Annotated in this window: 16 protein-coding genes, 1 pseudogene and 1 riboswitch; of the genes and pseudogenes, 13 read left to right on the top strand and 4 right to left on the bottom strand. The window is 46.3% G+C overall.

Annotated elements, in window-relative coordinates; genetic code table 11:
- A partial coding sequence (locus LAY41_RS16680) for an Rpn family recombination-promoting nuclease/putative transposase (RefSeq protein ID WP_249100107.1) occupies positions 1–444 on the top strand: 444 nt, incomplete at its 5' end.
- 68 nt (positions 445–512) lie between these two features.
- On the opposite strand, the gene LAY41_RS16675 is transcribed toward LAY41_RS16680, so the two are convergent.
- Entirely contained in the window at positions 513–1,937 is a 1,425-nt protein-coding gene (locus LAY41_RS16675; protein WP_249100104.1) for an NADP-dependent isocitrate dehydrogenase, read from the bottom strand.
- Between the two features lie 231 nt (positions 1,938–2,168).
- Between LAY41_RS16675 and LAY41_RS16670 the strand changes: the two genes are divergently transcribed.
- The 5 genes and pseudogenes from LAY41_RS16670 to LAY41_RS16650 all read left to right on the top strand — a co-directional run bounded on the left by LAY41_RS16670 (position 2,169) and on the right by LAY41_RS16650 (position 6,984).
- Positions 2,169–2,663 (top strand): adenylyltransferase/cytidyltransferase family protein, encoded by a 495-nt coding sequence (locus tag LAY41_RS16670; protein ID WP_249100101.1) that lies wholly within the window; start codon positions 2,169–2,171, stop codon positions 2,661–2,663.
- Between the two features lie 210 nt (positions 2,664–2,873).
- Positions 2,874–3,344 (top strand): annotated as a pseudogene (locus LAY41_RS16665) (GUN4 domain-containing protein); the annotation flags it as partial.
- Between the two features lie 170 nt (positions 3,345–3,514).
- The gene (locus LAY41_RS16660) at positions 3,515–5,011 is read left to right on the top strand and encodes a GAF domain-containing sensor histidine kinase (protein ID WP_249100098.1); all 1,497 of its coding nucleotides are present in this window, start codon (positions 3,515–3,517) and stop codon (positions 5,009–5,011) included.
- 79 nt (positions 5,012–5,090) lie between these two features.
- On the top strand, positions 5,091–6,593 hold the full coding sequence (locus LAY41_RS16655) for an IctB family putative bicarbonate transporter (protein ID WP_249100094.1): 1,503 nt from the start codon (positions 5,091–5,093) through the stop codon (positions 6,591–6,593).
- A gap of 91 nt (positions 6,594–6,684) precedes the next feature.
- Positions 6,685–6,984 (top strand): hypothetical protein, encoded by a 300-nt coding sequence (locus LAY41_RS16650; protein WP_249100090.1) that lies wholly within the window; start codon positions 6,685–6,687, stop codon positions 6,982–6,984.
- A gap of 907 nt (positions 6,985–7,891) precedes the next feature.
- Here the strand turns inward: LAY41_RS16650 and smpB are convergent.
- Positions 7,892–8,359, bottom strand: a complete 468-nt coding sequence (gene smpB / locus LAY41_RS16645) for an SsrA-binding protein SmpB (RefSeq protein WP_249068529.1) — start codon at positions 8,357–8,359, stop codon at positions 7,892–7,894.
- Between the two features lie 160 nt (positions 8,360–8,519).
- Positions 8,520–8,608, top strand: a riboswitch (Glutamine riboswitch).
- Positions 8,609–8,643: 35 nt separating this feature from the next.
- On the opposite strand from smpB, the gene LAY41_RS16640 reads away from it, so the two are divergent.
- Positions 8,644–8,796: a hypothetical protein gene (locus tag LAY41_RS16640; RefSeq protein ID WP_249100087.1), complete on the top strand. Its 153-nt coding sequence runs from the start codon at positions 8,644–8,646 to the stop codon at positions 8,794–8,796.
- Positions 8,797–8,909: 113 nt separating this feature from the next.
- Here the strand turns inward: LAY41_RS16640 and LAY41_RS16635 are convergent, their stop codons facing one another.
- The gene (locus tag LAY41_RS16635) at positions 8,910–9,515 is read right to left on the bottom strand and encodes a Uma2 family endonuclease (RefSeq protein ID WP_249100084.1); all 606 of its coding nucleotides are present in this window, start codon (positions 9,513–9,515) and stop codon (positions 8,910–8,912) included.
- 93 nt (positions 9,516–9,608) lie between these two features.
- Here LAY41_RS16635 and codA point away from each other — a divergent pair, with 93 nt between their 5' ends.
- From codA to LAY41_RS16620, 3 genes are all read left to right on the top strand, one after another.
- The gene (codA, locus tag LAY41_RS16630) at positions 9,609–10,865 is read left to right on the top strand and encodes a cytosine deaminase (protein WP_249100080.1); all 1,257 of its coding nucleotides are present in this window, start codon (positions 9,609–9,611) and stop codon (positions 10,863–10,865) included.
- 274 nt (positions 10,866–11,139) lie between these two features.
- A complete protein-coding gene (locus LAY41_RS16625) occupies positions 11,140–13,251 on the top strand; it encodes an adenylate/guanylate cyclase domain-containing protein (protein ID WP_249100077.1) in 2,112 nt (703 codons plus the stop codon).
- A 1-nt stretch (position 13,252) separates the two neighbouring features.
- Positions 13,253–14,731, top strand: coding sequence for a mechanosensitive ion channel family protein (locus LAY41_RS16620; protein ID WP_249100071.1), 1,479 nt, complete (start codon positions 13,253–13,255; stop codon positions 14,729–14,731).
- Between the two features lie 531 nt (positions 14,732–15,262).
- Here LAY41_RS16620 and LAY41_RS16615 read toward each other — a convergent pair.
- On the bottom strand, positions 15,263–16,651 hold the full coding sequence (locus LAY41_RS16615) for a serine/threonine-protein kinase (RefSeq protein ID WP_249100068.1): 1,389 nt from the start codon (positions 16,649–16,651) through the stop codon (positions 15,263–15,265).
- A gap of 208 nt (positions 16,652–16,859) precedes the next feature.
- Here LAY41_RS16615 and LAY41_RS16610 point away from each other — a divergent pair, with 208 nt between their 5' ends.
- The 3 genes from LAY41_RS16610 to LAY41_RS16600 all read left to right on the top strand — a co-directional run bounded on the left by LAY41_RS16610 (position 16,860) and on the right by LAY41_RS16600 (position 19,231).
- Positions 16,860–17,054 carry a hypothetical protein gene (locus LAY41_RS16610; RefSeq protein WP_249100064.1) on the top strand — a complete coding sequence of 65 codons (195 nt, stop codon included), beginning with the start codon at positions 16,860–16,862 and terminating at the stop codon, positions 17,052–17,054.
- A gap of 83 nt (positions 17,055–17,137) precedes the next feature.
- The gene (locus LAY41_RS16605; protein WP_249100061.1) at positions 17,138–17,356 is read left to right on the top strand and encodes a hypothetical protein; all 219 of its coding nucleotides are present in this window, start codon (positions 17,138–17,140) and stop codon (positions 17,354–17,356) included.
- Between the two features lie 18 nt (positions 17,357–17,374).
- Positions 17,375–19,231 (top strand): CHAT domain-containing protein, encoded by a 1,857-nt coding sequence (locus LAY41_RS16600; protein WP_249100058.1) that lies wholly within the window; start codon positions 17,375–17,377, stop codon positions 19,229–19,231.
- Positions 19,232–19,233: the final 2 nt, after the last annotated feature.

Genomic DNA, 19,233 nt, shown 5'->3' with positions numbered 1-19,233 from the left:
AAATATATTGATAATCACATCGATTTATTGTTCGTTGAGTTACCGAAATTCACCAAAGAACAGCACGAACTAGAAACATTAACAGATAAATGGATTTATTTCATCAAATATGCCAGAACGCTAACTGAAGTTCCCGAAATAATAGACAGCATTCCCGAAATTCATAAAGCTTTTGGAATTGCTAATCAAGTCAATTTAAGCCGGGAAGAACTGGAAGACTTGGAACGAAGGGAAATGTTTGTGTACGATCAACAAGGGGCTATCTCTCTGGGACGCGAAGAAGGTCGCGAAGAAGGTCGCGAAGAAGGTCGCGAAGAAGGAATGCGAGAAAAAGCGATCGCGATCGCGCGACAATTATTAGATAGACTCGATGATGAAACCATCAGTCAAAGCACCGGACTTAGCCTTGAGGAGGTACGGAATTTGCGATCGCTAAATTCCTAAGCAGAATTTTAGATTTTAGATTTATTCAATCCAAAATCCAAAATCCTTTTATCCAAAATCCATCTTCCCTAGTGGTAGTGCTTAATCACCGCTTCGGCAAATTCAGAACACTTGAGGGGCGGATCGACTGGAGGCTCCATCAACCGAGCTAAATCGTATGTTACCTCGCGGTTGACGATCGCATCCCCAATACCCTTCTTGATTAAGTCAGCAGCCTCTTGCCAGCCCATAAACTCTAGCATCATCACGCCAGACAGAATCACCGAACCTGGGTTAATTCGATCCAAACCGGCGTGCTTGGGTGCCGTGCCGTGGGTCGCCTCAAAAATAGCGCACGCATCGCCAATATTAGCTCCTGGCCCCATGCCCAGCCCACCGACAATAGCAGCAGCCGCATCGGAGAGATAATCTCCATTTAAGTTCATCGTAGCCAGAATAGAGTACTCATCCGGTCGCGTCTGGATTTGTTGGAAAATGCTATCGGCGATGCGATCGTTCACCATCACCTTATTTTTCCACTGTCCGTTCCCGTGAGTTTCCCAGATAGCATTAAGCACATTTTCGATTTCGGCGCAGATAGCAGCTTGCTTTTGGGCTGTCAGGGAGTCGTAACCGGGCTCGATTTGACGCGCATTTTCTTCCAGGGTGATATCCGCGTTTTTCTCCTTGTTGGTGAGAATCCAGGATTCCCGTTCAGTCACGCACTCAACCCGAAATTCAGTAGTAGCTAGTTCGTAACCCCAATCCCGGAAAGCGCCTTCCGTATATTTCATAATATTGCCCTTATGCACCAAGGTTACCTGCTGCTTATTTTTAGGCAAACGCAAGGCGTGCTGCATAGCACGGCGGACAAGGCGCTGGGAACCAGTTTTGCTGATCGGTTTGATGCCGATACCAGAGTCGAGGGGAATCTGTTTTTTGCCGTGTTCGGGAGTAGCTGGGATCAATTCGTTATTCAGAAACGCAATCAATTTATCGGCAATCTCGCTACCTTGTCGCCACTCAATTCCCAAGTAAATATCTTCTGTATTTTCGCGATAGACAATAACATCCAATTTTTCGGGAGTTTTGTGAGGCGAGGGCGTACCTGCATAGTACCGACAGGGACGGATACAGGCGTAGAGGTCAAAGATTTGCCGCAGCGCCACATTTAAAGAACGGATGCCACCGCCAATCGGCGTTGTCAGCGGCCCTTTGATGGCAATACCGTATTCTTCGATCGCATCGAGGGTATCTTGAGGTAAATATTGGTAAGTGCCGTACTTTTCGCAAGCTTCGTCACCGGCGTAGACTTTAAACCAGCTGATTTGCCGCTTGCCACCATAGGCAGATTGCACGGCAGCATCGATCGTCTTTTGGGCGGCAGGCCAAATGTCCACGCCCGTACCATCTCCGCGAATGAAGGGAATGATGGGATTGTCTGGAACGATTGGTTCGCCGTTACTGAAGCCGATGCGAGACCCTGTATCGGGAGGAGTTATTTTTTCATACATACTGGTAGCGTCTCCTAATAACTAGGCAGCGGCGATCCGAATGTTAAAAACTTCATCTTGCCGCTGAGCTTTAATAAGCTACCAGATATTTTGGTTAATAGCAGCTCGGTATAAACTTTTTGCAGCAAACATTTCTCGCATGAAATTCCATAACTCGTCCGTAAGGTTTTAGATGAAACGCATTTTGGTAGTTGATGACGATAAAATCTCACTCACTGTATGCTTTAAGATATGATTCCCGGTCTTTACAGCTTAACGGAACTACAGGAGGCTCTAGCCCAAGATCCCCAGCTATGGCGACCCTTGGTATTTACGAATGGCTGCTTCGATCTGCTCCATGTGGGACATCTGCGGTATTTACAGGTGGCCAAATCCTTGGGGCAATCGCTGATTGTGGGGTTAAATAGCGATCGGTCTGTACAAACCATCAAACCGCATACCTCTGGATACCCACAACGACCTCTAGTGCCAGACATACAGCGGGCCGAATTACTGGCAGCCCTCAAGCCAGTAGATGGAGTAGTAATTTTTGACCAGACTACAGCCGCTCAACTCATACAAACACTCAAACCGGATATTTATGTCAAAGGAGGCGACTACCGCATAGAAACGCTACCAGAAGCACCGATTGTTCAAGCCTATGGAGGCAGAATCGAGTTAGTCAAAATAGAAATACCCACCTCTACAACTGGTATAATTAATCGCATTTTGCAGGCTGTTAGGTGAAGAGTTTGCCAAACTAGGGCTAGAGTATTTGAGCGCTTGTGCAGAGGAGCGGAGGGGGAAAGGCATAAAAATGTTATTTATTTGAACAAAAGCATAACAACTCTCAAAGAGCCAAATTCTTTTGTCTAATGGGGAACTCCAGTCTAACAGCGCCAATAACCAATCAAACTTGACCAATAACCGATGAGCGATGACCAATTAGCAATGAACACCAGTATCGTAGCGTTGAATTCAGAGCGCAAAATTGATTACAGGCCACTGCAACAGCTGCTAGCCCAGCAAGACTTTCAAGCAGCCGATCGCATGACCCTGCAATTGCTGTGCGAACTTGCTGGTGAGGCGGCGGTGCAAAGAAAATGGTTGTATTTTACCGAGGTAGATAACTTCCCCACGGACGATCTGCAAACCATCAACAACCTCTGGCTGACATACTCAAACGGCAAGTTTGGCTTTTCGGTACAGCGAGAAATTTGGCTCTCCCTGGGCAAAAACTGGTCAAAATTATGGCCCAAAATCGGCTGGAAAACTGGCAATAACTGGACGCGATATCCCCATGAATTTACCTGGGATCTCAGCGCCCCCAGAGGTCATCTACCCCTCTCCAATCAGCTACGAGGAGTGCGGGCGATCGCTTCCCTCCTATCTCACCCAGCCTGGTCTAGTCCACCCCTTTCAGGCTAATGCAAGCAAATTTACGGCACGGTTTCCTCAGATTCACGCTCTGATCTAGGAATATTTCCCCAAAACTTGTTCGTTACGAATCCAGTTGGGGAATTTTAAGGATAGCTCTTTGTATGCGGTAGCAGCCAAGCCTTATGAAAAAATCAGCAAATATAGGGGTAACGGTTAGCATGGTAAACCCTGAAAACAGTCTCTTTTGCCGTCTAAATGGTTTGACACCTCAAACACGAGAACAACAACGCCTCCTAGCCTTGGCAGAGTCGGGATTGCTGGAAGCAGACACGATTCCAATTTTCGATGAAGCGACTCAGACAGCCGCCCATTTTTTGGATGCACCCATTTGCATTTTGGGCATTATGGACAAAGACCGCCAATGGTTTAAGTCTGCTGTCGGGTTATCCAGGTTAGGGTTGATGAATCAGCTGGCAGCATCGCGTCAATTGTTGCGCCATGAATCTTTCTGCACTTATGTGGTAGACAGTCATAAGGTCTTGGCGATTAGCGATGCGATCGCCCTGCCACTTTTTGCTAAAAGTTTATTAGTTCAGCATTATGGTATCCGCGCCTACTTGGGAGTGCCGTTATTAACATCTACCGGACATTGCCTGGGTACGCTTGCGGTGATGGAACGGATGCCGCGTTCCTTTACCGATAAGGAAGTTGAGTTTTTGGAACTCATGGCCCGCTGGATTATGAGTGAATTTGAGCGCAGTCGTCTCCTCAAAGATACTACTCCAGGGGTACTGGTCAATCTCAGCACGCAAATGACCTCGACCGATTCACCAAGGGAGGAACTTGACACCAATCAAATTCAAGTTAAATTGCTGGGGCAACTGACCCAGGAACTGCGGACACCGCTGACGTCAGTTATGGGGATGGCTAGCGTTCTGGGCCGGGAGATTTATGGGCCGCTGACGACCAAACAGAAAGAATATGTGGAGATTATCCAGCATAGCGGTCAGTATTTACTGTCCCTGGTAAACGAAATATTGGCACTCGGATCGCTGGACTCCGGTAATACAAAACTGAATGTCACTGCTGTTGATATAGAAATGCTGTGCCAGCAGGCGATCGCTACTCTAGAAGAAAGTGCCAATCGCCGAGGGCAACAGATTCGTCTTTCCGTAGAACCTGGAAATCGCATCTGGCAACTGGACAAGGACAAAGTCCGACAAATGCTTTATCACTTGGTATCAAGTGTGATGCAAACGGTTGATGCTGGTAGTATTGTTCGCATTCATATCTCTCGCAAGCTTGCAGGATTAAACATTGCTATTTGGGTTTCTCACCCCTGGCTGGGAGATGGCCTCCCCAATTTAGACCCCTACTTTTACAAATCATCGTTTGCATCTGTGACAAGTTACTCGGAAGATCTACCCTATGAGAAGGATGCTGAGTATAGGGAGCCACCATCGTTGCTACCTTTTGAAGAAGCCGATCGAACTGACTTAAGTAAATCTGATGAAAAAGCTCTGATTGCTGCCCAGCAGCCAGAACCTGTCCAGAATAATATATTCAATCAATCTTCTGAAAACTTGGGGCTACTGCTCAGCTGTCACTTGGCTCAAATACATGGTGGACAAATCTCTATCCAAGGCTCACAAGAGTCTGGATTTAGATATGTTGTGAACTTGCCAATGCTAACAGAAGCCGAGCCAAACCTCTAAGTATTTTGGCGCTTAGATTGGGATAAATTCTGGTATCTCAAATCCAAAATATAAAATTGCTCACCTAGACAATGAATTCATGAACGCTGTTTGGCAACAATTTACCCTGTCTAATCTGCCGCTGTATCGATGGCGCAGTGCTAGTTATTTGTACCGTTTGGTAGGTCTGCTGCAAGCTTGGCGACAAAGTAGCTGGTTGATGCAGTGGGGAGAGACTTTAGGGGCGTTGTCGATAAGCCTGGTGTTTGCTCTGGCTCCCTTTGTGTCTAACGATCTGATCGGGGTGTTGTTGATTGCCGTAGCGGTCTTTTGGGTGCTGCTGACCCTATCAGATGAAGTTGGGGCAGAGGGGCAGAGGGGCGCTTGTGCAGAGGGGCAGAGGGGCAGAGGGGCAGAGGAGAGAGAAGAATTAGCAATTCCGAATTCCCAATTCTCGATTCCCAAATTTACGCCGATTCATTTGCTGGTATTGCTTTATTGGGGCATTTCTGTGGTGGCGACGGCTTTGTCGCCAGTGAAGGCGGCGGCGTTGACGGGATTGGTGAAGCTAACGCTTTATCTGCTGCTGTTTGCGCTGATGGCAAGGGTTTTGCGATCGCCTCGCGTGCGTTCTTGGTTAATTGCTCTGTACTTACATATAGCATTAATTGTCAGCGTTTACGGTCTGCGACAGTGGTTTTTTGGGGCAACGGCGCTGGCAACTTGGGTCGATCCAGAATCTCCTTTAGCTAAAACTACGCGAGTTTATAGCTATCTGGGAAATCCGAATTTACTTGCTGCGTATCTGCTGCCTGCGATCGCTTTAAGTTTAGCAGCTGTTTTTGCTTGGCGTGGCTTTCTTCCCAAAGCTTTGGCCGCAACGATGTTTGTCGTAAATTCAGCTTGTTTGATTCTAACTTTCAGTCGCGGCGGTTGGATTGGGTTTGTCGTTCTGTTGTTCGTCTTTTTGATATTGTTGGTTTATTGGTTGAGTATCCATTTACCTCGTTTTTGGAGGGTATGGTCGCTGCCGCTACTACTCGGAAGTTTGGCTGGGATATTGGTTTTGGGCATTCTGTTTGTAGACCCGTTGCGCGATCGCGTTTTTAGTATGTTTGCGGGTCGCGGGGATAGCAGCAATAACTTCCGCATCAATGTCTGGGCAGCTGTGAAAGATATGATTGGCGATCGGCCCATACTCGGCATTGGCCCCGGCAACAACGCCTTTAACAAAATTTATCCTCTCTATATGCGTCCCCGTTTCAGCGCTTTGAGTGCTTATTCTATTTGGCTGGAAGTTCCGGTGGAAACTGGGTTCATTGGATTATGTTGTTTCCTCTGGCTATTAGTGGTGACGTTTAACCAAGGTTGGCTGCAACTGCTGCGTCTGCGAGAATTAGGTAGCAAAGACGGATTTTGGTTGATGGGTGCGATCGCAGCTCTCTCAGCTCTGCTAGCTCACGGTACAGTAGATACAGTTCTCTATCGTCCCGAAGTCAATACCCTCTGGTGGATGATGATAGCTTTGATAGCTAGTTATTACACTATTTATCAACCTTTTCCGACTGAAAATTTGCCTCCACAAGACCAACTTCAGGAATAAGGTAAGTAGTTGCGCTTTAGCGCTAAAGCGCAACTACTTACCTTATTTTTAATTATCGTGCGCGTCAGGGATTTGTTTGAAGAGGGGGGATATGCGCTGGCTAACAGCAGTTTTGTTAAGCTATGCAGTTTTAGGATTCTTCTCAGCACTTTCGGCTTTGGCTTTGGCTTTGAGTTCGACTTTTAGTTGGGCTTGGGCTTGGGCTTATGCTTGGGCTTATGCTTGGACTTTTGCTTCGACTTTTGCTGGGAGTTCGGCTTTGTCTTGGGCTGAGGAAGAGTTACTCAACTCATTCAGCAAGTTTCACACATTTCTAATTTTGCTTGGAACTTCTTGGTTAGGACTAGGGTTAGGATGGTTGGTATATCAGATATTTCCGATATTTCGGTAAGATTACACTACCCTTCGTTGAGGTTGGCAATGGGCCGATATTTTGTCAGATTCTATTATAGAGATTTGTAAAACTAGGGCTATAAATTGCCAGTCGTCCTGAAAACTTATAGCAACCGCCAGGGCGGTTAAGACATTCTTAATTCCTGAAACCCTTGATTCTAAACCCTTCTTCCCTAGCCCCTAGCCCCTAGCCCGTAGTCCCTAGCTATATAATGATAATGTAGCCAATAAATCATAACGGTATCACCCACACTCGCCTGCGAATCAATTCGCTTTTCTTATAGCGAAAGTCCTCTGAAGAGGACTGAAAGAATATCAAAAAAATCATTCAAAAACAGCCATTATCTGCGTAGCAAGAAATCTACATATCCCATCTGCGTTCATCTGCGTTCATCCGCTTTCATCTGCGGTAAAAAATATCCAAACCTTGCACAAAGTCAGAAACTGGGTTTTTTGCCATTAATCCCACCGCAAAACCGAAATTTTTGGCAAAAAACCCGGTTTCTTAGGTCTAATAGCCTAGACTCCAAATTTAGATTTTCAGTCCTCTTCAGAGGACTTTCGCTATTAGCCTGGGGTTTGAACCCCAGGCGGGTCTGTTAGCAGATGTAATGGCTCTATAAACGAAAAATCATGCCCATTGCTTCCAAAATGCTTTTTCTTAAATCGATGAGTTCTTGAGTCATAACTCTTACCTTTACTCTTTTGGTATATTATTTTACCTATTTAATTTCCCATCTTCCCCACCAGGTAACTGAGTAGGGGCACGGCATAATTAACCTTATTTTCTACTGCAAAATATCTCGGACGCCGTGCCCCTACATATTTGTCTCTTAGGAGGACTTTCGCTATAAGAAAAGCGAATTGATTCGCAGGCGGGTGTGGGCGACAAGTATAATGGCGACTTAAAAATTCTTCATAGCGCGTTCCATCTCGCGCTTATCATCCCGTTTCTTCACATCTTCCCGCTTATCGTGCAGCTTTTTACCTTTGCCAAGACCGACAGTAACTTTAACCAAACCCTTCTTCAAATACATTTTTAAAGGCACTAAGGTTAAACCCTTCTGTTCCACCTTGCCAATCAGCTTGCGGATTTCCTCTTTGTGCAGCAGCAGCTTGCGCGTGCGAAGCGGCTCATGGTTAAAATACTGGCTAGTAGTTGAGTGAGGTGAAACGTGGACATTGAGCAGCCACGCCTCGCCATTGCGAATCAAGACGTATCCATCTCGCAAGTTAGACCTGCCCTCGCGAATGGCCTTGACTTCTGTCCCCTTCAGCTCAACTCCAGCCTCGTAAGTCTCTAGGATTTCGTAGAGATAACGGGCTTGGCGATTATCGCTAACGATTTTGATACCTTCGCTTTTGTCACTCATACTTGCTACTTTAGCGCGTGACATCCTCTTACGGCAAATCAAAAATTATGCTGTAGGCTTCTAAACCTTACGATGATTTCGCTTAGTCCGGCCTAATTGTAAAGTTTTATGTCGAACTTGACATTTAGCCGGTAAACAGTAACAATAGATACAGAAACAAATCGTTCATCTCTTCAAGTAGCTCAACCAGATAGTTGGTTAGGGACTCGGTGGAGACGGAAGTAGGGAATTATCCCGAAGGAACGCGCCTCACTTGAGTACATTTTGATTTTGAGGCGAAAACTATGAGCTATATCAACTACGAATCCAATCGCGGTACAGTCGAAACAAAAGCCCGTTCTCTAATGCTGAATCATCAGCGAACCATCAAGAATCGCCAGCAGTCTTTATTGAGTCGTTCTGGGGCGGAAGTTGGATTACCTAACGTTACTGAATAATAGAACCGCAACCGAGGAAAACATCACTTAGCTTTTCGGGTGAGTTCTCAACCGAGCTTGCTACTTTTAATGGATTGATCTAGCACCCCCAGAATGGGGGTGTATTTTTTTATTCAACGGGGTAGGATGTCATCAAGTCGAAGTTGCAGGTTCGGCAAGATGCTAGAAACGATCGCCTCACCAAGGCGGTACTGCTGCTGGAAATAGTCATCACCAATCAACTGACAGACCGTGAAGGTGGGCTGTTTGGGTCTACCGATGAAAGCGACTCCGCCAAGTCCTCGATAATCGACAATCCAGTATTCCGGGATTCCTAAGAGGGCGTATTCTTCAACTTTACGTGCGTAATCGGTTTCCCAGTTGGTGCTAACGACCTCGACCACGAGTTCGATCGATCGACCCAGGGTGATGATGGGTTCCTGTTCCCAAAGGGGTTCGCTGAGGAGAACAGTTTCATCAAGGACAACAATATCAGGTCTGCGGGCGGTGATGGCATCAGCGAAGGGGCGAATCAGGCAATTTCGGGGAATAAACCAGGGGAGTTGCGCGTTTGTAATGGCAATGCCGATTTTGGTCGCTAGTTTGCCGCCGACGGTTTCGTGGGGACCTGTGGGCTCCATATCCAGTAGTTCTCCGTCAGCCAGTTCGTAGCAGGGATTGTCGCGGTATTGGGCAAGAAAATCCTCGAAGGTGAGAAGTTTTGATGGTGCATAAGTCATAGGACTGTTTCCTACTGAGGATTCACCTTTTTTTACTCTAACACAGTTTAAAATTACTGTAAACTTTGTAAAACTAAGTAAAAAGGTATATTTATGACAGCAACATCATGGGATTTAATTCTCCGCCGATGCCTTTTACTCGATCGGGAAGTTGATATTGCAATTGCAGATGGCAAAGTTATCGCCATTGCCCCTAATTTGAGCGAAACTGCCCAGTTGGAATTGGACATAGAAGGAAAATTAGTTAGTCCGCCGTTTGTGGAGTCGCACATTCATTTAGATTCGGCTTTGACTGCGGGTGAACCTCGGTGGAATGAAAGCGGCACTTTGTTTGAGGGGATTAAAATTTGGGGAGAACGCAAGCAAAGTCTGACTCTGGAAGATGTGAAAGAACGGGCAATAAAAACTTTGCAGCAACAAGCATCTCAGGGTGTTTTATTTGTTCGCAGTCATGTTGATGTGAGCGAACCCAGATTGATAGCACTGCAAGGTTTATTGGAAATACGAGAATTAGTCAAAGATTGGATAACTTTACAAGTGGTGGCTTTTCCTCAAGATGGTGTTTATGGTCATCTTAGAAATGAGGAGTTATTGGAGGAAGCGCTCAAGTTGGGTGCGGATGCGGTGGGGGGAATTCCTCACTATGAGTTTACCCGCGAAGATGGGGTTAAATCGGTACATCGGATCTTTGAATTAGCGCAAAAATATAATCGCCTAATTGATATCCACTGCGATGAAATTGATGATGAACAATCGCGTTTTTTGGAAGTGGTGGGGGCTTGTGCAATTCGGAGTGGATTAGGTGAGAGAGTAACTGCTAGCCATACGACTGCGTTTGGTTCTTATAACAATGCTTATGCTGGAAAGTTAATGGGATTGTTGACGCGATCGCAAATTAATTTCATTGCCAATCCGTTAATTAATATTACTTTGCAAGGACGCACCGATACTTATCCCAAACGCCGAGGCGTGACGCGAGTAAAGGAATTGTGGCAAGCCGGACTGAATGTTAGTTTGGGATATGATTGTATCCAAGACCCCTGGTATAGTTTGGGGACAGGTAATATGCTGGATGTGGCGCACATGGCGGTTCATGTCTGTCAGATGACGGGGATGGCTGAGATAGATGCTTGTTTCGATATGGTGACAAGTCATGGAGCTAAAACTTTACATCTGGAAGATAATTATGGTATTAAGGTAGGAAAGCCTGCGAATTTAATTGTGTTGGATGCTGATAGTCGCTATGATGCGATTCGGCGTCGAGCGACTGTGCGTTATGTAATTTCGCAAGGAAGGTTGTTAGCCCAGACTGAGCCACCCGTCACACAGTGGAAAGACGATCGATCGTAAAAGTTTCACAATTCAGGAAAATCTTTCTCCTTATCTCCCCCCATTCGTGATATTTTAAGAAAACTACCCTTTTGTCAAGTAGGGAAGGGGAAAAGTTGATGAATTGAGCTTGGGTACAGGCTTTCCCAGGACTTTAACTATACCTAAGTATTGATTTTCTTTAGCTGGGGAAATGGTATTAAATTAACCATTGCACGGCAATAACTCTAAAAATAACAGGAATGTACCTATGCGATTTCTCAACCTGTTAAGTATAAAGACAAAATTCATAGTTATGATACTGGTGGTCAGCCTCGGCGCGATGTGGGCCAGCACCTTGATATGCTCTAGTGCTGGTAAAGCTCTTCTCACCGAAAGAGTCTTCAGCCAATTAACCAGCCTTCGCGCTGCTAGAACTTATCAAATCCAAGATTACTTTGAAAGACTCGTCCAGCATACCCAGACGCTTAGCGATGACTATATGTTCATTGCTGCCATGAAAGAGTTTAAGGCAGCCTACGCCGAGCTTACCAAAGCTAACGTCCCTGCCGAGTATAACACCAAGATTGATGCCTACTACACGAAGGAAGTTTTGCCCAGACTGGTGAAAACTACCGAAGGTAAACCTCTAATCGAAGCCTACATACCCAATAAAACTGCTACCCGTTACCTCCAGTACCACTACATCGCAGCTAACTCCAACCCTGTTGGCAAGAAATTTCTCCTTGACGATGCGGGTGACAAAAGCAAGTATAGCAGTGTTCACGCCCGCTACCATCCCCGTTTTCGCAACATAGCTGAACGATTTGGCTACTACGATATGTACCTAATCGACACAACGGGTAACATTGTTTATATGCTTTCCAAAGAAATTGACTTTGGCACAAACCTGATAGACGGACGCTACAGTCAGAGCAACTTAGGCAAGGCTCTAGCTGATTCCCTAAAAGCGAAGAGTACGGAGTTTGTAGAGATTGTCGATTTCGAGCCTTGGCAAGCGTCCTACGGAGCGCCAGCCTCATTCGTCGCCTCTCCCATTTTTGAAGGAACGGAATTGATAGGCGTTTTGGCGTTCCAGCTACCCATTGATGCCGTTAATCGCATCATGACAAATGATAATAATTGGCAAAAGATTGGTCTGGGCAAAACAGGAGAAACTTTTCTAGTCGGGAAGGATTATCTAATGCGCTCTGCGTCCCGTTTCCTGATTGAAGACCCAGAAGGTTATGCAAAAACCCTGCGAAACAACGGCGTCGATCAGAAGACCATTAACAAAATAAAAGAGTACAACACCTCAATCCTCCTACAGGAAGTGCGAACAAAATCAGCAGATGCAGGGTTGGCAGGTAAAGAGGGGACGTGGATTATCAACGATTATCGCGGTATTCCAGTTTTGAATTCATACGCGCCATTAGAAATCGATGGATTGAAGTGGGTTATCATCGCCAAGATAGATGTTTCTGAAGCCTATGCCCCGATCGACCACTTTCAAAAAAGAGTTTTGATTTCAGCTACTTTAATCATGCTGCTCATCACGCTATTGGGGATGTGGCTTGCCAACATCTTTACCAGACCCATCAAAACTTTAATGGCTGGTGCCCGCCGGGTGGGGGCTGGAGAATTTGATACAGTTGTGACATCGAAATCTAAAGATGAATTTGGAGAGTTAGCGAAGTCATTCAACGAAGCAGTAAGCAGCCTTCGCAATCACGCCAATCTGATCGAACAGAAAAATCGCGAAAATGAGAAATTACTCTTAAGAATACTTCCTGCCCCTATAGCCAAACGCCTCAAAGGTGGAGAGAAAAACATCGCCGAGCAGGTTTCCAATGTCACGGTATTGTTCTCCGACCTCCACCACTTCACCCACCTTTATCAATCAATGTCCGCTCAGGAAGTTGTTGCCCTGCTCAATGAAATGGTAACAGCTTTCGATGAAATGACCGAAAAATACGGTATAGATAAGATTAAAACCATTGGGGATGGTTACATGGCAGCCTGCGGACTGAGTGTGCCGCGTCTAGATCATGAAAAACGCATGGTAGAATTTGCTGTGGAAATGCTTGCTTTTGTCCGCCGATATAGTTATGAAAAAGGCTTGCACCTAGACCTAAAAATTGGTATCAATTCAGGAGATGTGGTGGCGGGCATCATGGGCAAAAATAAAATGCTCTACGACGTTTGGGGCGATACTGTCAATACTGCCAACCAGCTGAGGTCAGCTTGCCCGGCGGGAGCTATCCTGGTGTCCCAAAACATCTACGATCGCTTGGAAGACCTCTACGAGTTTGAGCGGGTTGGGGAAATCCAAGAACCTGGAAAACAAAAGCTAGTGGCTTGGCAACTGAAAAGTACCCAACAACCAGTAACTGCTAAAGCAACTAAGGAATGGGAATCTGATAAGTAGTATGAGCGCAAACTCCGAATGGTTGATTTGGGCGATAACAATAGGCTTTGGGTTCCCGCTCCTGGTAATTATGCTGGGAGAGGCTATTCATCATCTAGAAAGGCACGGTAAGCCGATCGCAGCGACATTGATACTCGTAAGGAACCTCGTCCTACCCGTTTTGGTGTTCATGCTGTTCGTTAATCATGTCGTTAACCTGGACGGTCGCGGGAATTTTGTAAAGATTATCGAAACGCTGTTCTGGTTATCCGTTATCCACGCCTCTCTCTCCCTGATTAATGCAGTCTTATTTGAAGACGCTGACGCAAATACATGGCGGGCACGAATGCCCAAACTGCTGATCGATCTCGCTAGACTGTTTTTGGTGCTGGCGGGAAGCGCGATCGTGCTGGCGGCAGTGTGGGGTGCCGATCTGGCAGGTCTGGCTACTGCTTTAGGCGTTAGCTCGATTGTGATCGGTTTGGCGCTTCAGGACACATTGGGCAGTATCATGTCTGGCGTTGCGCTTCTTTTCGAGCGCCCCTTCACGGTAGGCGATTGGTTGCGCGTTGGAGATATCGAAGGTCGAGTGATTGACATCAATTGGCGCTCTGTTCGCCTGCTCACATCCCAGCGCCAGGTGGTTGTCGTTCCTCATCAGTTTATTGGCAAAGAAGTAATCTGGAATTACAGCCAACCAGACGGCCTTTACAACCAAACCATCAGTGTTAGCTTCTCCTACGAGAGTCCCCCCAACTTGGTCAAGCAGGTGCTAAAAAGTATAGTTTTGGCTACACCAGGAGTATTGGCCGAACCGGAGCCAGAAGTTACAACTAAATCCTACGATCAAACTGCAATTAGCTACGAGGTGGAGTTTTTTGTAGAAAACTTTGAGGATGTGGGACACATACTTGACAGCTTTATGACGCGAGTCTGGTACGCAGCGCAGCGAAACAACCTCTCGCTCCATCAGTATCAATATGAATATTCCACGCAACCGCCGACCAAGACAGATAGCCCTTCAAATATGTTGGCAAAAAACCTGCACTCAATTCCTAGCTTTATGCCCCTAGCTAGAGAACAGGAGAGCTTGGCTGACCTAACTAAGGGAACCGTTGTACAGAAATTTGGTGCCGGAGAGACGGTTATCCGGCAGGGCGATCGCAGTAATGCCTTGTACATTATCATCGCCGGTCAGGCTGTAATCACTATCACGAACGACTTTGACAAGGAGCAGGAGGTCATGGCTCTCTCCCTGGGTGAGTTCTTTGGCGAGATGACACTCTTTAGTGGGGAACCGAGTCCAGTATCGATCGCCGCTATTGACGATTTGCAAGTTATTGTCATCTTTTCAGATGCTGTCAATAAGATGATAGAACGTCAACCCAGCTTTGCCCGCCAGGTCGGTCAAATTATAGAAGCACGAAGGAGTGCGATAAGTGCCGCTCAACAGGAAGATGTTTCGTCCAATCCTGGGGTTGAGTTACCTATAGACGTTTAATAATTTTATTTAAAAAAGATTGATTTCTGGGAATTTTGTATAGATGAATACATTGCGATCGCCATACCCTTGAGGCTTTCACTATCATTAAAAATGAAAAAGGGGTAAGTCCTAGTATTTGCCGAAAAAAAACTTTGCATATAACCAATTAATTGTCGCAAACATTGGCTTTGCCGCTACATATAGCAACCGATGAAAGTCAATTAGGACATTCTGAATTTCACCAAACCGTTCGGCTGAGCTATCACGGCGAAGCCCTTGATTCTAAACCCTTCTTCCCCTAGTCCCTAGTGCAGGATGGCGGAAATAACTCACCACTAAAAATTGCCAATGATTGCTCTGGAAATATTGATTTTTACCACTGACAACTGACAACTGACAACTGACAACTGACAACTGACAACTGACAACTGACAACTGACAACTGACAACTGACAACTGGCACTAGCTATATTTCAAAGCTGCGGCAAAATCTCCATCTTCGCCTAGAGCAAAGGCTTTTTTCTGCAATTCGTAAGCTTCCACTGGACTTTAGATTTTTTCTTGCTGGACAGTAGGTCGATCGCTCTTTTGCCAAAAACAGATCCGAGGAATTTGACAGACTTTTTTAGCTCCTTCCTCCCACTGCACTTGGTCAATGAATCGATCGACTTGTTTATACTGAGTAGGGTCAGGTTGGGATATATAAAAGGAGCCCACCAACATGACTAACGCATTAACGGCCATGCCAATCCCAAATGCCGTCATCATAGGGGATATTTTTTTGCGGGCTTTAGAAACAGGCTTGCTTTTGTCGGGCTTAGCTGGTGTTTTTGGTAGATTTGCTGTACGATCTGGGATGGCGATCGCGTCAGAAACTTCTGTTTCCGGTATCGCAAAGGCGAGATATTCTAAAGGTGAAGATTCAGAGAAAGAGTTTTGAGCTAAATCTTCAATTGGGTCGGACTCCTGGGTTGCGGTTTCTGAATCCGGCCCGATCGAATTTAACGAGATGTCTGGCGTCTGGAGAGCGATCGCATTTAGACTGTTCTGCGGGACTTCTAACTCGCGATTCGCTCCGACCGCATTCTGGAGTGCTTGCAGAGCCTCTGTTGCAGTTTGATAGCGTACTCTGTAGTCAGAGCGTACCATTTGGTTAAGTACAGAAACCAGTCGATCGCAAACTTGCACTTGTTGATGCCAGCTTGTTTGATTGGAATCTGCTTGTAACTGCGCTGGAGAAAGTCCCGTCAGTGCTTGAATAGCGATCGTACCTAGCGCGTAAATATCGCTATTAGGATGTGGCTGATATGCGAGCTGTTCTGGCGGTACGTACCCTGCTGGTTGAAGAGAAAAAGTAGCATCTAGCTGTTCTTGCTGGACAGATGGCGTCCGCACTGGCTGAAGTGCGCCAAATTCAATCAAAGAAAATTTGCCATCGTTAGCACGTTTAATTATATTGTTCGGCTTGATATCGCAATGGATAACGCCTTGAGTGTGAACAAATTCTAGGATACTTAAGACTTCTTGTAGCAGTTGGATAACTTGATTTTCCTTCCAGCGTTTGCCGCAGCGTTGGCTGGTCGGCAGTAGGGCGGAAAGCGGCTGTCCTTGAAAGAATTCTTGCACCAAGTAGAATCCGCGATCGTCTTCAAAGGAAGTCAACAGCTGGGGAATGCGATCGTTTGTGCCCAGCCGTTTCAAGGTGTCTGCTTCGCTGAGGAACTGACGCCTAACGCTTGCCAAGAAGTTGGCGTCGTTACTGGCGGGTTTGATATGCTTGATGACACATTTGGGTCTGCCTGGTGATAATATATCTTCGGCAATGTAACTTCGCCCAAATGTTCCGGCATTGAGAACTTGAATAATTTGGTAACGTTCTTCCAGTAAATTACCCAGCATTGGGTGACTCGCTTCTGTTTTCAACACTACTCTTGGCATACGACCCCTGTATTGATTCCCCAGATTTCTCAGAACCAGACGAAGCAGCGCATCAAATCTGCTCAGCTGGCAGAAGACGCCATCAGAGGGTAAACGCTGGGCTAGTTATGTAGAAACTCGGAGAGCTTGTATCTATATCAATGTCTTTCAACGAGGGATTTTGTCGTTCAGGATAAACTGAGGAATTTACTGAAAGCTTTGAGGTGGGGTGATTTCGTTTCCGCTTAATTACCTAACGATCGCCCAGCTAGGCGATCGCACTGAGCGCTTCGCCTGGGAGTCCGGTACTATAGTAATGTTGCCCAACACCGCAACAATCCGCGATCGCGAATATGCAGACGCTGTTGTCATCCCTGCCTTATCGAAAGACAGCAGATTGAAATCCCTCATTAGAGAGATTTAGCTTCTAGGTGATCTAATTAGATTTAAAACAGCCGATTAACTTTTTCATCCTCGTGCGAAATACGTCTGTGGTTAGTTCGCGCATTGCTACCAAATATCGCCGGGAAAAACCTCACCCCCCTAACCCCCCTCTCCTCCAGAGGAGAGGGTGAAGAATTTGTCCCCTCCCTGTTGCGGGGAGGGGTTGGGGGTGGGGTGGTAGCCCAGCGCATTGCGATCGCAGTGAAACCAACTTTGGGTTTTAGGGCCTCTAGCTTCCTTCCACTACCGGGGACGCATATCATCCTCGAAGCCACAATTTGAGGAGCTTAAATATCCGTGATGAAAATTAAGTTAGTTGTTCAAACATTTACTGCCTTTGCATTTGCGCTGGGTTGTACGGCTACCACCACTCAGACTGGTTCTGCTGAAAGCGCAAACTTCTTCTGCGGTGCAAGAAAGGATACTCCAGCCACGGTTGCGCGCACCTCGCGGGGAGACATCCCGGTAATTCGATGGGTTTCCACTTATTTTAGCGGTGCGGGTTATACCCCCTCAAGTCGCTGTGTCGAAGTTTCTAAGAGATTTCAGACTTACTACGACAATGGAACGCTCAATTACATTACCACTGGGATGATAAACCGCCAACCTGTAGTGTGCGTTGCTAAAAGTCCTGGCAGTGGTTGCAGCGAGGTGTTATTTACTCTTGAGAATACGGACGATCCCAACCAAGTTTTGCAAGAGCTATTGGATGTCCGCGTTGGCACTACGGCAGTTCCAATTACCAGAGGCGAGACCCAAGTTACGCAACAGCCGATCTACATTGATATAAAAGATTACCTAAGCAAAACTCCAGTCGAAGCAGGTATTACCCCCATCTCTGAAGTCAGCCCAGAAAAAGCGCCAGTGCGATCGGGTGCAACTCCTACGTTGGGGGAAAGCCTTGACAAAGTGAAGTCCTCGACTGAGGCTGTGACAGCGATCGAGCAAAGCTGGGAAAAGGATTATGAGAATTACTTTAAAGCCAATCTATCTGACACTTCCAGGGGCGCTCCTGAGATAGGAGAAACTTTGGCAAAACTCGCTACAGAAACAGGGAAAAAACCTGCGCTTATCTACGCGGTTCCAACACCGAACAAGCTGGAATTGGTATTAGTCCTTCCTGGGGGTAAAACTATTCGTAAGAGCATAGCAGAAGCTAATCGCTTGGCACTGGGAAATGCAACGAAACAGTTCACTCAAGAAATCACAGATCTGACAAAATTAAATACGACCAGTTACTTGGCTCCAGCTGGACAATTGTATAAGTGGATAATCGCACCTTTGGATGCCGATCTGCAAAATAATAAAATTGATACTATCATCTTTTGCATGGGTGGCGGTCTGCGTAGCATACCGCTGGCAGCATTGCATGATGGCCAAAAGTTTTTGGTAGAAAAGTACAGCATCGCACTTATCCCTGCTTTCAATATGACCGATACGCTGTACAGGGATATTAAGAATTCGCCTGTATTGGCAATGGGAGCGTCGGAATTTAAAGAACAAGCTCCCTTGGCTGCTGTTCCTGTGGAATTAGCAGCTATTATGGAGGATCTTTCAGGTGTGCTTTGGCCTGGTTCTTGGCAAGGGAAACAGTTTTTAAATCAAGAATTTACTTTAGATAATTTAAGGGCGCAACGCGCTTCGCAGCGGTTTGGAATTGTTCACTTAGCAACTCATGCGGAGTTCAAGTCTGGCGCACCGGGAAACTCTTACATTCAGTTTTGGGATTCTAAACTGACACTGGATCGAATGAGGCAAATGCAGTGGAATAATCCGCCAGTGGATCTGTTGGTATTGAGTGCCTGTCGCACGGCGGTGGGAGATAAAGATGCGGAGATGGGATTTGCGGGTTTGGCAGTTAACAGCGGTGTTAAGACGGTGCTGGCTAGTTTGTGGAGTGTTAGCGATGAGGGAACTTTGGCGCTGATGACTGAGTTTTATCAGCACTTAAGGGTAGTGCCGATCAAAGCTGAGGCGTTGAGGCAGGCGCAGATAGGTATGCTGCGGGGAGATGTGCGCTTGGAAGGTGGTCAATTGCGCGGGCCAATGCTCAGAGGTGGGATGTCTCTGCCAGCTAAACTCGCAGCGGCACAGGCGAGAGATTTCAAGCATCCTTTTTATTGGGCAGCTTTTACGATGATTGGTAGCCCTTGGTAGTG

It is taken from the genome of Argonema galeatum A003/A1, from assembly GCF_023333595.1.
GTDB classification, from domain to species: domain Bacteria; phylum Cyanobacteriota; class Cyanobacteriia; order Cyanobacteriales; family Aerosakkonemataceae; genus Argonema; species Argonema galeatum.
The sequence above is the reverse complement of the archived record's forward strand: the minus strand, read 5'-3'. Positions and strand labels throughout refer to the sequence as shown.